At 64.2% G+C, this 16,557-nt stretch carries 9 protein-coding genes, 1 tRNA gene and 1 pseudogene; 8 read left to right on the top strand and 3 right to left on the bottom strand.

Annotation, left to right across the window (positions count from 1 at the left end):
* Positions 1-10: 10 nt before the first annotated feature.
* Positions 11-1,061: pseudogene (locus OKW40_RS16090) on the bottom strand (oxidoreductase).
* 296 nt (positions 1,062-1,357) lie between these two features.
* Here OKW40_RS16090 and OKW40_RS16085 point away from each other — a divergent pair.
* Entirely contained in the window at positions 1,358-3,448 is a 2,091-nt protein-coding gene (locus tag OKW40_RS16085; RefSeq protein ID WP_429490480.1) for a UvrD-helicase domain-containing protein, read from the top strand.
* Positions 3,449-3,568: 120 nt separating this feature from the next.
* Here the strand turns inward: OKW40_RS16085 and OKW40_RS16080 are convergent, their stop codons facing one another.
* Positions 3,569-4,468 (bottom strand): c-type cytochrome, encoded by a 900-nt coding sequence (locus tag OKW40_RS16080; protein WP_429490479.1) that lies wholly within the window; start codon positions 4,466-4,468, stop codon positions 3,569-3,571.
* A 308-nt stretch (positions 4,469-4,776) separates the two neighbouring features.
* Between OKW40_RS16080 and OKW40_RS16075 the strand changes: the two genes are divergently transcribed.
* A tRNA-Arg gene (locus OKW40_RS16075) sits at positions 4,777-4,852 on the top strand.
* A gap of 103 nt (positions 4,853-4,955) precedes the next feature.
* Positions 4,956-5,255 carry a hypothetical protein gene (locus OKW40_RS16070; RefSeq protein WP_429490477.1) on the top strand — a complete coding sequence of 100 codons (300 nt, stop codon included), beginning with the start codon at positions 4,956-4,958 and terminating at the stop codon, positions 5,253-5,255.
* A 30-nt stretch (positions 5,256-5,285) separates the two neighbouring features.
* On the opposite strand, the gene OKW40_RS16065 is transcribed toward OKW40_RS16070, so the two are convergent.
* A complete protein-coding gene (locus OKW40_RS16065) occupies positions 5,286-7,418 on the bottom strand; it encodes a tetratricopeptide repeat protein (protein ID WP_429490475.1) in 2,133 nt (710 codons plus the stop codon).
* Between the two features lie 413 nt (positions 7,419-7,831).
* Between OKW40_RS16065 and OKW40_RS16060 the strand changes: the two genes are divergently transcribed.
* The 5 genes from OKW40_RS16060 (at position 7,832) to OKW40_RS16040 (ending at position 16,334) form a co-directional block, all read left to right on the top strand.
* Positions 7,832-9,208, top strand: coding sequence for a flagellin (locus OKW40_RS16060; protein ID WP_429491983.1), 1,377 nt, complete (start codon positions 7,832-7,834; stop codon positions 9,206-9,208).
* 148 nt (positions 9,209-9,356) lie between these two features.
* Positions 9,357-10,985: a flagellar filament capping protein FliD gene (fliD, locus tag OKW40_RS16055; RefSeq protein ID WP_429490473.1), complete on the top strand. Its 1,629-nt coding sequence runs from the start codon at positions 9,357-9,359 to the stop codon at positions 10,983-10,985.
* Between the two features lie 19 nt (positions 10,986-11,004).
* Positions 11,005-11,304: a flagellar protein FliT gene (locus tag OKW40_RS16050; protein WP_184051749.1), complete on the top strand. Its 300-nt coding sequence runs from the start codon at positions 11,005-11,007 to the stop codon at positions 11,302-11,304.
* Between the two features lie 211 nt (positions 11,305-11,515).
* Positions 11,516-14,950 (top strand): tetratricopeptide repeat protein, encoded by a 3,435-nt coding sequence (locus OKW40_RS16045; RefSeq protein WP_429490471.1) that lies wholly within the window; start codon positions 11,516-11,518, stop codon positions 14,948-14,950.
* A gap of 442 nt (positions 14,951-15,392) precedes the next feature.
* Positions 15,393-16,334: an aldo/keto reductase gene (locus tag OKW40_RS16040; RefSeq protein ID WP_429490470.1), complete on the top strand. Its 942-nt coding sequence runs from the start codon at positions 15,393-15,395 to the stop codon at positions 16,332-16,334.
* Positions 16,335-16,557 lie beyond the last annotated feature (223 nt).

The raw sequence follows: 16,557 nt of genomic DNA, 5'->3' as shown, positions 1-16,557 counted from the left end.
GCGGCGGGGCTCAGCGAATCCGCTCGAACGGCAGTCGCACGCCCTGCTCGGAACTGCGCGCGGCCAGGTCGATGATCGTCATCACGTCGACCGCGTCGCGCGTGCTGATCGGAAATGCGACGCGGTTCTGGATCGCGTCGGCCAACGCAATATAGAAGCCTGCGTACTCGCCGTTGCGGGTCGGCAATTCGCACTCGACTTCCTCGTCGCCTTCGAGCACGCGCAGCATGCCGGGGCTGTTGCCGGCGCCGAAGCCTGCGTCGCCGGGGCGCAGGCCCGCTTTCAGCTGATCTTCCTGGGTGTCGAGGCCGTACTTCACGTAGCTGCCGCGCGTGCCGTGGATAGCAAAGCGCCGTCCCGGCAACGCGGTCAACGCGCTTGCGTGCAGCACGACCTCGAACTCGTCGTAGCCGAGCTGGATGTGCACGTAGTCGGGTGCACTTGCGTCGTCGCGATGGGTGCGCACCGTCGCCGATACGGTCTTCGGCGCGCCGAAGAGGGCGAGCGCCTGGTCGATCAGATGCGGACCGAGATCGAACAGCAGACCGCCGCCGCGCGTCACGTCTTCGCGCCAGCGCTGACGCGTGCCTGGCCGGAAGCGGTCGAAATGCGATTCGTACTGCGTGACGCGACCCAGTTCCACGCGTGCGAGCAGATCGCGCACGGTCAGAAAATCGCCGTCCCAGCGGCGGTTGTGAAAGGGCGCGAACAGCTTGCCGCGCGCCAGCGCGATATTGGCAAGCGTGTGGGCGTCGGCGGCGCTCAGCGTGACGGGCTTGTCGACGACCACGTGCTTGCCGGCTTCGAGGGTGCGGCGCGCGAGGTCGAAGTGGGTGTCGTTGGGGGTCGCGATCACGACGCAGTCGATGTCGTCGAGCGCGAGCAGCGCGTCGAGATCGGCGACGATTTTCGCGTGCGGATAGTCGGCGTGCGCGCGCTCGGATTGCCCGGTCGCAATCGCGGCGATCCTCGCGCGTCCGCAGTGTTCGATCACCCGGTGCGTGAAACGTCGCGCCGGCGAAGCCGTAGCCCATCAATCCAATTTTCAGCGATGCGGACATGCGAGTCTTCCTGGAGGAGCGGCGCGCCGCCTTGCCACCGCGGCGGCGGCGCGCAATCTGCTCATTGTGGCATTTGTGGGCTGGACTGGGGGCTGAACATGACGGCCGGCCTTGCGCGCAGCCCGTCGGGGCGTCCGAACCATCGAGGCATCCAACGGGGGCGTCCATCGCAGTGGCCATGTTAACATCGCACCTCTCGCGCGCATTGCGCCGCGCAGCATGCCCCGGGCCTTCGGCCGGCGCCACCCGCCGGTCCGAGCTCAGCGGCCCTCAACCGTATTACCCATCCACAAACGATGTCCGCAGGCCTGAACCCCGCTCAAAGTGAAGCGGTCCGTTATCTCGACGGTCCCTGTCTCGTGCTCGCCGGCGCCGGCAGCGGCAAGACGCGCGTGATCACGCAGAAAATCGCGCACCTGATCGAAGCGAAGGGCTTCGAGCCACGCCACATCGCCGCCGTCACGTTCACGAACAAGGCCGCGGCGGAGATGCGCGAGCGCGTCGGCAAGCTGCTCGAAGGCAAGACGCTGACCGCACCCGGCAAGGAAGGCCGCAAGGTGCCCGTGAACCAGCTGACGGTGTGTACGTTCCACTCGCTCGGCGTGCAGATTTTGCGTCAGGAGGCGGAGCATGTCGGCCTGAAGCCGCAGTTCTCGATCATGGATTCCGACGACTGCTTCGGCATGATCCAGGAGCAGGTCGGCTCGACGGACAAGGGCTTCATTCGCAAGATCCAGTCGATCATCTCGCTGTGGAAGAATGGCCTGATCATGCCCGAGCAGGCGATCGCGACCGCCTCGACCGAGGACGAGCATCAGGCAGCGATCGTCTATCGCAACTACGTGGCGACGCTGCATGCGTACCAGGCGGTCGATTTCGACGATCTGATCCGCCTGCCCGCCGAACTGTTCGCGAGCAACGAGCAGGTGCGCGACCGCTGGCAGAACAAGCTGCGCTATCTGCTGATCGACGAGTATCAGGACACCAACGCGTGCCAGTACGAACTGGTGAAGCTCCTGGCCGGCAAGCGCGCGGCGTTCACGGCGGTCGGCGACGACGATCAGGCGATCTACGGCTGGCGCGGCGCGACCCTCGAAAACCTCGGCCAGCTCGGCAAGGATTTCCCGAACCTGCACCTGATCAAGCTCGAGCAGAATTACCGCTCGACGGTGCGCATCCTGAGCGCCGCGAACAACGTGATCGCGAACAATCCGAAGCTGTTCGAGAAGAAGCTGTGGTCCGAGCACGGCATGGGCGACACGATCACGGTGACGGGCTGCAACGACGAGGAGCACGAGGCGGAGTCCGTCGTGTTTCGGCTGTCCGCGCACAAGTTCGAGCGGCGCGCGAATTTCCGCGACTACGCGATCCTCTATCGCGGCAACTTCCAGGCGCGCATCTTCGAGCAGGTGCTGCGCCGCGAACGGATTCCGTACGTGCTGTCGGGCGGCCAGTCGTTCTTCGATAAGGCCGAGATCAAGGACATCTGCGCGTACCTGCGTCTGATCGCCAACGCGAACGACGATCCCGCGTTCATCCGCGCGATCACGACGCCGCGTCGCGGCGTCGGCAATACGACGCTGGAGGCGCTCGGCGCGTTCGCGGGTCAGGCGAAGGTGTCGCTGTTCGAGGCGGTCTATATGGGCGGCATCGAGGCGCGTCTGTCGCCGCGTCAGATCGAGCCGATGCGCGCGTTCTGCGACTTCATGCAGCGCCTGACGGACCGCGCGGAGAAGGACGCGGCGGGCACGCTACTCAATGAGCTGATGGAGGCGATCCACTACGAAGCGTATCTGTACGACGCGTTCGACGAACGCCAGGCGCAGGCGAAGTGGCAGAACGTGCTGGAGTTCATCGAGTGGCTCAAGCGCAAGGGCACGAAGGAAGAGCCGGAGCACGGCAGCGGCAGCGAAGCGACCGGCTACGACACCGCCGACGGCTTCGGCGACACCGGCAAGAACCTGCTCGGGCTGATCCAGACGGTCGCGCTGATGTCGATGCTCGAAGGCCGCGAGGAAGATCCGGATGCGGTGCGGCTGTCGACCGTGCATGCGTCGAAGGGGCTCGAGTATCCGCACGTGTTCCTGGTCGGCGTCGAGGAAGGCATCATGCCGCATCGGGGCAGCGCGGACGACGAGCCGATCGACGACGCGCGCATCGAGGAGGAACGCCGGCTGATGTACGTCGCGATCACGCGCGCGCAGCGCAGCCTGCATCTGAACTGGTGCAAGAAGCGCAAGCGGGCGCGGGAGACGGTCGTCTGCGAGGCGTCGCGCTTCATCAACGAAATGCTGCTCGACGATGCGCCGCCGCCGACACCGGAAGAAGCGCCGATGTCGCCGAAGGACCGGCTCGCGAGCCTGAAGGCGTTGTTGCAGAAGTCGTGAGCGGGCGGGACTGCAAGTGCCCGCCAGGTACGTTTGCTTGCGATTGCACATAAAAAATCCCTGCATCGCGTTAGCGCATGCAGGGATTTTTCATTTCAGCGACGACCGATGCCGTGTGCTTTACTTCACCGCGCTGACCATATAGTCGACCGCGGCCTTCACGTCCGCATCCGATGCGTTCGAGCCGCCCTTCGGCGGCATCGCGCCCTTGCCGTGCAGCGCGTAGTTGTAGACGGTGTCCATCGGGTCCTTCAGGCGCGGCGCCCATGCTTCCTTGTCGCCGAACTTCGGCGCGTTCAGCACGCCGGCCGCGTGACAGGCCTGGCATACCGACTGATACAGCGCCTTGCCGGCCTGCGAGGCGTCCGCGCTTTGCGCGCCACCTGCTGCCGGGGCGGGAGTCTGCGGCACGCTGGCCATTGCGGCCAGCGCCGCGGCGGCCTGGGCCGCGCCCGCATTCGATGCACCTGCTGCACCGGATGCCGCTGCCGCACCGGATGCCGCGGCCGCGCCCGCCGCCGGCTGCGCCGGCTCGGGGAAGCTCGCGCCCGAATTGTTCGCCATATAGACGACCGCGCGCGCGATCTCGAAGTCACTGTAGTCGTCGGGGCTCGTGCCGCCGCGCGGCGGCATGGCGCCCTTGCCGGACAGGGCGGTGTGCCACAGCGTGTCGAAGCCCTGCGCGATGCGCGGCGCCCAGTCGGCGGTGTTGGTGAATTTCGGCGCGCCTGCGGCACCCGACGCGTGACACGCCGAGCAGACCGCCTTGTAGACTTCCTCGCCGCTCTTGTAGACGCGCGGTGCGTTGGCGTCGCGGATCTCGACTTGGGCGATCGGATGGATGCGGGAGGTGACTTCGGCTTCGGAGAGAGAGTCGGTGCCGGCGCCGGTGCGCGTCGAATTATCGACGTAGACGGCGAGCAGAACGATGATGACGATCGGCACAGCAAACCCGGCGATGACCGCGGCGATGAGCTGTGCTGGGGTTTTGATCGGGGCTCCGTGTGGTGCTTCGCTCATGCTTGTCTCGTCTCCGTGGGTGTGTGAGCGGTACAGCGCGACGGCAACTTCTTGTTCTTTATCAGCCACGGACGATTATAGACGCAAGCTTTCGGCGGCGGCGAGGGGGCCAGGACGGTGTTCAGCAGGCGTTTACCCGGATCGGTATGGACGATGGCAGGGGTCGGGGAAGACGCTGGGATGGGCGTCGGAGGCCGTCCTGTGGACGGTTCGGCCGAAACCGGGTATCCTTGCGGTCTCTCGCGTTGGCGTCGCGTCCGTTCTGGTTGGCGCGCTTTCGCGTAGATTCCCCGCAGTTTTGTGGTGAAGCGCCCGTAGCTCAATGGATAGAGTACTGCCCTCCGAAGGCAGGGGTTGCTGGTTCGATCCCAGCCGGGCGCACCAGGATTAGACATGATGCCGGGTTCGCACAAAACCCGATAAAACAAGGCCCTTTGGCGAAAGCCTGGGGCCTTTAGTTTTTTGTCGTGGCGTCAGAATCAACGTCTTGCGCTCCAACATGGCGTGCTTCCAGCATCGGTTGCCGGTCTCATCACGCACCAGCAACGCCGACGACCGGAAAACTTTCTGCGCGAACCCGGAAGCCGCTTCAAGCCACCCTGAAATCCGAGGCCTGCAGAACCAGTTGACCGGCATGGTCGTGCAACGAACTGGCCGCCGCCGCGTTCCGCTGCGTCATCTGGCCCATCTGCGACACCGCCTGGTTCGCCTGCTCGATGCCTTGGTGCTGCTCGTGCTCTGCGCGCCTATGATCGCTGCCGTGGTGTTTCGCGGCATGTGTGACTAGCCTCACTTCAGCGCAAGCGCGGCGTTGATGTCACGCGCCGAACCACGCAGCGCAGGCCTGTCGCACGCGCTCCGCGACTGCGGGCCACGGTTCATCCAGCCCTCGCCTGAACAGGCGAACCGTATTGGGATACCACGGCGAGTCGTCACGGCCATGCATCCACCGCCAGTCCACGTCGCGTGCCGGCAAGAGCACCCAGCATGGTTTGCCGAGCGAGGCTGCCAGATGTGCCGTCGAAGTGTCCACACAGATCAGCAGATCGAGTTGCGAGATGACCGCAGCCGTGTCGGTGAAGTCTTCGAGATCTGCGCCGAGAGGCAGGATCGGGAGGCTCGCAGGGAATGACAGCGCTTCGTCTTCCCCCGCGCCCTTTTGCAGGCTCACGAACTTCACGCCCGGCAGGCTCCAGAGCGGCGCCAGTGTGTTGAGCAACGGTAGCGAACGGTGCACGTCGTTGTGGTGTTTCGGGTTGCCCTTCCAGACGAGACCCACCCGGTGTCCCGCGCCCAGCACAGCAAGGCGCGCGCGCCAATGCTCGACGCGCGACGGGGCCAGGGTGATGCGCAGGGGAGGCGGAATCGTGTCGAGCGTCGTGCCCAGATACAGCGGTGCGCTGAGCGCGCTGATCCAGCAATCGAAATCGCCGGCGCGCGCCGAGGCTTCGTCATGACTGAGCACCGCGTCGACTCCATCGACATCGGCGAACAGGCGTTGTAGCGGTGCCATACAGGCAAACGCGACGTGCGCGGCGCCCTGAGCCTTCAAGAGGCGCAGATAACGCCCGAACTGCAGCATGTCGCCGAGTCCATCCTCCTGCCAAACGAGGAGTGATTTGCCGGCGAGCGGCTCGCCTCGCCAGCGCGGACACCTCAGCATCGACTGCGTGGCGTGATGCGCGAACCCAGCCATCTCGTAGCGGCATTCGTAGAGGAGAAAGCCTTCTTCGAAGCGGCCCATGCCGATGAGCAGCGTGGCGAGACGGAACTTCGCGTCGCGGTAGTCGGGGCGCAGCGCGAGCGCGCGGCGGTAGGCGGCTTCGGCTTGCTCCGGGTCGCCGAGCTCTCTCACGATGCTGCCGATGTTGAAGTGTGTTTCGGCGATGTCGGCGCGCAACGTGAGCGCGTGGCGAAACGCCGCGAGAGCCTCGGGCAGGCGCGCTTGCGCAAGCAGCGTGCAACCCAGGTTATTGGCCGCTTCGACGCGGTTCGGCGCGAGCCGAAGCGCCTCGCGATACGCGCATTCGGCATCGACCAGTTGGTCCAGTGCGTGCAGGACGCAGCCGAGGTTGTAGTGCGCCTCGGCGAAGGCGGGGCGCAACGCGAGCGTCTGCCGGTACGCGCTCTCCGCCTCGGGCAGGCGCTTGAGTTCGGTGAGCACACAGCCGAGATTGTTGAGCGCGTCCGCGTAGGCGGGGCGGATCTGAAGCGCGAGGCGGCAAGCCAGCTCGGCTTCCCGGAGCCGGCCGAGCGCCCTGTAAAGCGCCCCCAGGTTGTTCAGTGCCTCGGGATATTGCGGGTGCGCGAGCAGCGCCTGCCGATACGCTTCTTCAGCCTCTTCGATCCGGCCGCGATCGCGCAACAGATTGCCGAGGTTGTTGTTCGCCTTGGCGAATTGCGGATTCACGGCGAGCGCTGTGCGATAGGCCGCCTCCGCTTCGTCGAGGCGGCGCTGTTCATGAAGCACGATGCCGAGGTTGTAGTTCGCGTCGACGTGGTCCGGGCGAAGTGCGAGCGCCACGCGGTACGCGGCCTGGGCCGCGTCATGCCGTCCGAGACGGTGCAGCACGATCCCGCGATTGCTGTGGACATCGGCGTCATCGGGGCGTATCGCGGCAAGCCGCCCGTAAACCGCTTCCGCTTCGGCAAGCTGATTGAGGGTCGCGAGCATCGCTCCGAGCCCCAGATACGCGTCGGCGAAATCCGGCTTCGCTTGAATGCAGCGCAACCATAGAGCTTGCGCCTGCGCGGGCTGGCCCACACCCGTGGCGCACATGGCCGCGAGGTTGAGCGCATCGGCGTGCTCCGCGTCCTCGGGCGTGGCCTTCGCGCCGACGAGCGGTGCAAGCAGCGCCAATGCGTCGGCGAACTGCCCGGTGGCGCTGAGGGCAGTGGCTTCGCTCAGAATGTGCTGGCGCGTGGGGGCAAGTGGGCTCGTAGCGGTCACGGTCGTGGTAGAGGGGCTGTGGATTCGCAGCTTAAGGCATGCGCACACGCGGTGGCGGCCCGAATTGAGCTGGCAGCCCGGTTCAATTCGACCGATGACGTGCTGCGCGGGCTTTGTCTTTCGAAGCCGTAAGGCTGGGTGCAGATCAAGGGCGATCGGATGCTCAATCAGCATTGCGACGCGAACTGGCTTCGACGCCTGCGAGCCTTAAGCCGCCGAAGGACGAAGCCTGGCGTCCCCATCTTGAAAAGCGCCTCCCCACTGCACGCGGGCGAGGGAAGGGCGTCAACCCAGAGGGTCGCATCAACAAGGCAGCTAAAGTTTTTCCAGGTGGGGTCGTAATCACAAACAAGGCGGCAGGCCAACGAACCCGCTGCCGTTACTGGGCCGATAGCCCCATCAGGAGAATCTCAATGCTCGGAATCAACACCAACACCAACTCGCTCGTCGCGCAACAAAACCTGACCGGCTCGGGTAGCGCACTGTCGCAAGCGATCACGCGTCTGTCGTCGGGCAAGCGCATCAACAGCGCAGCAGACGACGCAGCAGGTCTTGCGATCTCGAACATCATGCAGACCCAGATCAACGGTCTGAACCAGGGTGTGTCGAACTCGAACGATGGTACTTCGATGGTGCAAACGGCATCGTCGGGTCTGTCGTCGCTGACTTCGTCGCTCCAGCGTATCCGCCAGCTTGCTACGCAAGCAGCTAACGGTTCGATGACCGACAACGACCGTGCTGCGCTTCAACAAGAAGTGAACCAGCAAGTCTCGGAAATCAACCGTATCGCGTCGCAAACGACGTACAACGGCATGAATGTCCTCGACGGCACGTTGGGTAACGTGTCGTTCCAGGTCGGCGCAAACGTCGGTCAGTCGATCTCGATGAATCTCTCGCAGTCGATGTCCGCTGCTTCGATTGGCGGCGGCGTTCCGGCAGCGGGCAACACGCTCGGCTCGTTCTCGGTCTCGCTGGATAACACGGGCACGGCGGCGGCGGCTCCGGGCATCACGTCGATCACGGCTTCGTGGGATACCTCCAAGAACGCGGTCTCGTACACGGACCAAAACGGCAACGCTATCACCGACGCATCCACGATTTCCTACTACAAGGCAACTACGGGGGGCACGACCCCGACTGCACCGGGCAATCCTTCGGATACGGTCGCGGTCGCTGCCAACGCTACTATCACGCAGATCAACGTGATTGCCGACGGTAAGGGCAGCTTCACGCTTACGGACCAGAACGGTCAGGCCTTGAATGTCACTGCTGCTGCCAACATCTTCAAGACCACAGCTACTCCTCCTGCTACGGACGCCAACGGCAATACCACGCTGACTGGCGAAACCGGTGCGCAGATGGTGACCGACATCGAAGCGGTCACGGACCTTGGCGTCACGGCTGACGCGAATGTCGTGGCTGCGGACAAGGTTACAGCCGCAGTGGGCACGACCATCGACAAGCTGAGCCAGTCGAACACGGTTTCGCAGATCGACATCTCGACCAAGGACGGCGCTTCGGCAGCAATGCTGACCATCGACAACGCGCTGAACGCTGTCAACAACCTGCAAGCAACGCTCGGCGCGGCACAAAACCGCTTCAGCGCAATCGGCACGACGCAGCAAGCTCAGTCGACCGACCTGTCGACCGCACAATCGTCGATCCAGGACGCCGACTTCGCACAAGAAACGGCTAACCTGAGCAAGGCACAGGTTCTGCAACAAGCCGGTATCTCGGTGCTGGCACAAGCGAACTCGCAGCCGCAGCAGATCCTGAAGCTCCTCCAGTAAGGCGCTTCCCGCTGCAGGCAGCCGGCGCGCGGCTCGATGCGCGCCGGACGCAAACCCGTCGGGAGGCTTGCCTCCCGATTGTCTTTTCCCGCGTTACCCCGCTTGTTAAATCGCTTTAACCGGCATTGCCGACGCACGGAGCCTCCTCATGTCCACCGTAACCGGATCCACCTCCACCGTAACCGGATCGACCACCAGCGCGATCGCGAGTGCAGTCGCCACCACGACAGCCGACGCCAACGCCACGGTGCAGGCAGCCGCCCAGTCGATCATTAGCGGCTCGACCAATTCGTCGATGGACACAAGTTCGCTCGTCACCGCGCTCGTCAACTCGAAGACTGCCGGCCAGTCCGCGACCATCGCTGCCGAGCAGACTGCGGACAACACGCTGATCTCGGCCTACGGCACGCTCTCCGCGGCACTGTCCGCGTTGCAGGCCGCCGCCGAGCCGCTCAGCGACGGTGCGACGCTCAACTCGTTCTCGTCCACCTTGAGCGGCAGCGGCGTTACCGCCACGGCCAGCACGGGCGCGGTGGCAGGTTCGTACTCGCTCAATGTGGCGCAGGTCGCCACGTCGCAAGTGCTCACCTCGGCGGGCTACAGCTCGACCAAAAACCTGGCTTCCGGCGCGGCCACGATGGCCCTGACGGTCAACGGCAAGACCAGCACGATTTCCCTGAATAGCTCGAACAGCACGATTGCCGGCATTGCATCGGCGATCAATTCGGCCAACGACAATCCGGGCGTGGTCGCGACCGTGGTGACCGGCGCGGACGGCGCGCATCTCGTGCTGCAATCGACCTCGACCGGTGCGTCGAGCGGCATCAGCATCGCGATCAACGATTCGAGCTCGACCGACGCCCTGAACAAGCTCGCGGTGACGACCACCAACGGCAAGGCGATCTCCAGCGCGAGCGACCTCACCGCTCAAGTTTTGGATAGCAGTGGCAGCCCGGTTCTCGATAGCAACGGCAACCCGGAGACCTACAACCCCAGCCAGTCGACCATTACCGGCACAGGCTGGACCCAGACGCAGGCCGCCCAGGATGCGTACTTCACGCTCGGCGGCGTGGGCGTAACCAGCTCCTCGAACTCCGTGACGACGGCCGTGTCCGGCGTGACGCTGAACCTCACGGCAGCGGCGGTCGGCACCACGCAGACGCTCACGATCGCGCAGAACACCAGCGCGGAGTCCTCGGCGATCGACAATTTCGTCAGCCTCTACAACACGCTCGTCACGACGATGGGGGCGCTGACGGCGTACAACGCGAACTCGACGTCGCAGGGCGTGCTAATCGGCGATTCCACGTTGAGCACGATCCAGAACCAGCTCGCCAAGATCGTGAGCGGCGGCGTGGGCAGCGGCACCTCGCAGACGACGCTTGCCGCGATCGGCGTTACGCTCCAGGCGGACGGCACGCTGTCGGTGGACGACACGACGCTCAGCAATGCGTTGCAGAACAACCAGTCGGTTGTAGCCTCGCTGTTCAATTCGACCAACGGCATCGCCGCGCAACTGGACGACAGCATCACAAACTACACCTCGTCCGGCGGCATCATTCAAAACCGTACGGACGCGATCAACGCCGACCTGACTAGCCTCTCGAACCAGCAGACGACGCTTACAGCGTGGCAGGCTCAGCTCACCAGTATGTATACCGCGCAGTTCACAGCGCTCAACACACTGATGGCAACGATGAACAACAACTCGCAATACCTCACGCAACTGTTCGGTGGCACCAACAGCGCAGGCGCGCTCGCCACGAACAAGAGCTGAGCGCGACGAGGAGCGAGCCATGCAGAACGTCGCCCCGATCGAGCGCATCTGGCAGATAACGAAAGACCTCGAACTGGCGGTCGCTGTTGGCGAGTGGGAGCGGGCCGCGCAGCTCGCGGACGAGCGCTCGCCCCTCCTGACGGCGCTCGGCGCGCCCCAGCCGCAGGAGGTCATCGTGCGGCTCAAGGAGATCCACGAGATCGACAGCCGCATCGTCGAGGCCGCGCAGGCCGCGCAGCAGGTGCTGGGCGCCGAGTATCAGGCGAGCATGCAGGCGAGCCGCAACGCCGGGCAGTATTTGAGCATGGCGCGGTACTGAAGCAGGAGCAACGGTTCATTGCGTCCTTCGCGGCGCAATGGCGTACCCTGGCCCGCCTTGCGCGGGCTTTTTCTTTTCCGTTTCCTTGCCCTGAGAGTTCATCGAAGGCAAATTGGCGGCCGTTTTGGCGCTAGCTCGGACGATCGGCGTAATTGGCCGCCGCCCATAATTCGAACGTTCCGAGTTCTTGACGCGTACGCGCGCCTTCGTCATGACCGCCTTCCTCTGCACCGCCACACCTGCTGCCAAATTGCAGCAGAATCACGACATCGCGCCCACCATGCAGAGCGCGATCGAACATCATCGCCAGCAGGAATATGACGAGGCGGCCGCGCGCTATGCCTCCGTCCTGGAGGCCGCGAGCGATCACCCCGACGCGCACTACCACCTCGGCGTGCTGCTCGTGCAAACGGGGCGGCCCTCCGAAGCAGTGCCGCATTTCGAGGCGGCGCTTGGGCAGATGCCGAAAAATGGGCAGATCTGGGTCTACTACATCAACGCCCTCGTCGCCAGCCAGCAGACCGAGGCGGCGCGCGTCGTGCTCGACCTCGCGCGGCATCAAGGCCTGCCCGAGGCGGCCGTCCAGATGCTGCACGCGCGCATCAATGGGGAAGAAGCGCCGCTCCCGGCCACGCCGGAGCCCGAGGCTGCGACCGCTCCCGCTCCCCAGACTGATGCGAGCGGGAGCGACTCGCGCCCCCCTGCGGCATCCGATCCGGACGAGCGCGTGAAGCTCGATACGCGCCGCGCAAGCCTCAAGGAGATGCGCCAGCTCCAGCATCTCTTCAACAGCGGGAAACTCGAGGCGGCGCTGAAGGTCTCCCGCCGCCTGACGCATCAATACCCGTCGCACGGCGAATGCTGGTACGAACTTGGGCGTGTCCTGCAACGCACGGGCCGCTACAACGAGTCCGTCGAGGCAGCCGAGCACGCCGCCCGCCTGCTGCCCAACTTCATTGCCGCCCAGACGATGCTGGCTAACGGGCTGATTACCACCCGCCAGTATCAGCAAGCCGAAGCGCATTGCCGGCAGGCGCTCGAAAAATATCCCGAAAGCGCCGTGCTACATCGCAACCTGGGTACCGCCTTAGAGGAGATGGGCCGGTACGCCGAGGGGATCGTCCATCTCCGCCGTGCCGTGGAACTGGCGCCGAACGGCGCCATCGAGTGCGACGCGTTTGCCCTCTCGCTACTCAAGCATGGTCTGTACGACGAAGCCGAAACCGCTTTCCGCCGTGCGCTAAAACTGGCACCGATGCAGGCGATAACCCACAGCAACCTGCTGTTCAACCTGATGCACAAGCCGGACCTCGATGCGCTCAGCGCATTCGCGGAGTTCCGCGAGTTTGCAGCGCGCCACGAAGCGCCGCTGCGTGCGCGTCGGCCCCGGCACACCAATGACCGCGATCCGTCGCGGCGCCTGCGAGTCGGTTTTGTTTCCGGCGATCTGCTCGGTCACCCGGTTGCGTATTTCTTCCTGTCGGTGCTAGAGCATCTGGCGCTCGATTCGAGTCTGTCACTGCACATCTATTCGAACTACGCGGTGACCGACGGCTTCACCGAGCAGATTCGTGCGCATGCGCAGACGTGGAGCGAAATCTTCGGCATGAGCGACGACGCAGTCGTGCAGAAGATCCGCGACGACGGCATCGATATCCTCATCGACCTGTCCGGCCATACCGGCCGCAACCGGCTCGTGGCCTTCGCGCACAAGCCGGCGCCGGTCCAGGCGAGCTGGATCGGCAATCCGGCCACGACGGGGCTGGACGCCGTCGACTATTACCTGTCGGACCGTTTTGTCACGCCGCTCGAACAATTCAAGCGCCAGTTCTCGGAGAAGCTCGTGTTCCTGCCGGCGCTCGCGCCGTTCAAGCCGCACCCGCAAGCGCCGGACGTCAACGAGTTACCTGCCCTGAAAAACGGCTTCATCACGTTCGGCAGCTTCAGCCGCATCGTCAAGATCGGGCCCGAAGTCGTGGCGCTCTGGGCACGCGTGCTGCGCGAGGTACCGGATTCGCGCATGGTCATCGGCGCGATTACGGCACGGGAGCAGATGGACAAGCTGACCGGGCTGTTCGCGAGCGAGGGGATCGACTTGAGCCGTATCAGTTTTCTGCAGCGCGGGAATGTCCCGACTTACCTGCAGCAGCACAATCTGATCGACGTCTGTCTCGACACGTTGCCCTTCGGCAATTCGACCACGACCATGCAAGCGTTGTGGATGGGCGTGCCCACCATGACCCTGCCGGGCGTTTCGATGGCAAGCCGCGGCAGCACGGGGTGGCTCTCGCACCTCGGGCTCGACTCAGCCTTCGTTGCGCAGGACAAGGACGACTTCGTGCGCAAGTGCGCCGCGCTGGCCGCCGACCCCGAAGCGCTCGCGGTAGTGCGCGGCGAGCTGCGCGAGTACTGCAGACAGTCGGTCCTGACCGACGCCGGCGCGATCTCCAACGCCGCCTCGCGCGCGTTTCGCACCATGTGGCAGCGGTGGTGCGATGGACTTGAGCCTGAGCATTTCGAGGTTCTGGCCCATGTCAGCAATGCGCACACCGCCGGGGACAGCCCAGCAGGCCTGTCGCCCGAGCAGCGCGCCACGCTGGCCGGTGAATTCGTCGATACGCTCACGCTCCTGCTCGACAAGCAGCAGTTTGCCGAGGCCGAAGCTGTAGCCCGCCAGTTCACCACGCTCTTGCCAGAAATCGGCAAGGCATGGCACATGCTGGCGACGTCGCTGCGGCAGCAAGGGAAACCCTTTGAGGCACTGGAGCCTTTGCGCAAGGCCGATACCCTGCTGCCGAACGACAGGAATATCCGCCAGGAACTGAGCCGAGTCTCACAATACGTGAGCGATCTTGAGCGCATCGCGCCGGTCAACCGGGCTGAGCCAGCGAGCGAACTGGCAGCGCTCAGGGCGGATAGCCGGCAATACCGGCATCCAGTCGGCGCCCTGATCGCCAACGTGCCGGTTCTGATCCCGACCTTTAACAACGTCACATATCTGCGCCGGATGGTGTCGCAGCTCCAAGGCAGAGGATTGCGCAATCTCATCGTCGTGGACAACGCATCGAGCGCCCCCGGTATGCTCGACTACCTCGCCAGCATCCAGGATACGGTGAGCGTCGCACGGCTCGACCACAATGTCGGGCCGCGCGCGTTCACGCTTTCAGACGTCATCTATCACCGGCTGCCGGACATTTTCTGCATTACCGATCCCGATCTCGAACTGAATCCCGAGTTGCCCGATACTTTCCTGTTCGACCTGATAGACGCCACGGAAGCTTTGAAAATCGGCAAGGCCGGCTTTGCTCTCGACATCTCGCAACCCGCGCTGATGGACGAGAAAGCACTCTCCATCATGCAGTCGGACGGCGTGAAGAACTATGGGCTGATCGACTGGGAAGCACGCTTCTGGCAACAGCAGATCGCGGCGAGCGCCAACGGTGACCCGATCTTTCGCGCGCCGATCGATACGACCTTTGCGGTCTACAACAAGCGGTACTTCCGCCGCGAAACTCATCTGGCTGCGGTGCGTTTCGGTGGACGGTACACGTGCAGGCATCTGCCCTGGTACAAGGACAACGGACTGGATGCTGCGGAGGATCAGTACTACCGCGAACACCAGGCATGGTCGACGTTCCTGAAGTGACCATTGCGCCTGGTCGGTCAACTAAAGCTTTGTTGCGGGCACGTGGGGTAGAGCGATAGTTCAGGCGACAGACTATCGGCGGGCGTCACGCTGAACGCCTCGCCGTCCTTCGGGCGTACTCGAGATCGGGACGCTCAAGACGGAGCCGGCCACAATTACCGAGACGTCTGTGTACGTGCCGGTCGTTTGCGTCGTCGTATTGGCCGAGTTGTCCTGACCCTATAGATCATCGCGCCGGTGGTTGTTCTGAATAAACTTGAGACGCGCGCAAACTATTGCGCCATCTTTTGCGCCACGCATCGACCGCGTTCAAGCGCGAGGCGTGCGGCGTAGCCTTCGTGCCCGGGGCTGCAACGTAGTGCAAGGCGGCGTATGCTCAACGGTCCCGGGTTTGCCCGGCCATTTCCCGCATTGCGTTCGCCCACTCATACCTGGAGCCATCATGGAACTACGCAGGATCGGCACTTCCTCGTTGCAGGTCGCCCCGCTCATGTTCGGCGGCAACGTATTCGGCTGGACGGCCGATGAAGCCACCTCTTTCTCGATCCTCGACGCGTTCGTTGAAGCCGGACTCAATTTCATCGACACCGCCGATGTCTACTCGGCCTGGGTGCCCGGCAACCAGGGCGGCGAGTCGGAGACGATCCTCGGCAAGTGGTTCCATCAGAGCGGCAAGCGCGAGCGGATTGTGCTTGCGACCAAGGTGTCGAAGCATCCGCAGCGCAAGGGGCTATCGGCCGCAAATATCCAGGCGGCGGTCGAAGACTCGCTGCGCCGCCTGCAAACCGATTACATCGACGTCTATTTCTCCCACGACGACGACACCGCGACGCCGCTCGCCGAAACGCTCGGTGCGTATCAGAAGCTGATCGAGGCGGGCAAGGTGCGCGTGATCGGCGCGTCTAACTATACTGGCGCGCGCGTCGAGGAAGCGCTCGCGGTATCGCGCGAGCACGGGCTGCCCGGGTATCAGTTGCTGCAGCCCGAATACAACCTGTACGACCGCGCGCAATACGAGAGCGACAGCGAGCCGGTGGCGCTCGCGAATCATCTCGGCGTGGTCGTCTATTACAGCCTCGCGAGCGGGTTCCTGTCAGGCAAATACCGCAGCGAGGCCGACCTGGCCGGCAAGGCGCGCGGGAGCCGGGTCGAAAAATACCTGAACGGGCGCGGCTTGCGGATTCTCGGCGCGCTCGACCGCGTCGCGCAACGGCACGGCAGCACGCCGGCCGCGATCGCGCTTGCATGGCTGATCGCGCGCCCGAGCGTTACGGCCCCTATTGCGAGCGCAACCTCGGTCCAGCAGTTGAAGAGCCTGGTCGCGGCCGTCCGGCTGTCCCTCGCCGCCGACGATATTCGTGAGCTGGACGAAGCGAGCGCCTGATAAGGCGAACACCTCGGCCGCCAACGCGGGGGCGATCCGCGCCAGGGAATAGCCTAGCGCAATCGGTAAACCCCTGGTAGGATGGAGAGTTTCCTGATATGATCGGGAGTGAATTGAGATCTTTGCCTGTTTCGTCAGTGTTCTTCGTTGATGAAAGGTTGGCGAAACGGCAACAGACGCGGCTTTTGCATTACGTCTGTCCGCGTTCCGCGGTGAACTCCCC

The sequence above is a fragment of the Paraburkholderia sp. RAU6.4a genome, assembly GCF_050435625.1.
In the GTDB taxonomy this organism is placed as follows: domain Bacteria; phylum Pseudomonadota; class Gammaproteobacteria; order Burkholderiales; family Burkholderiaceae; genus Paraburkholderia; species Paraburkholderia tuberum.
This window is presented reverse-complemented; position numbering and strand designations above follow the sequence as displayed.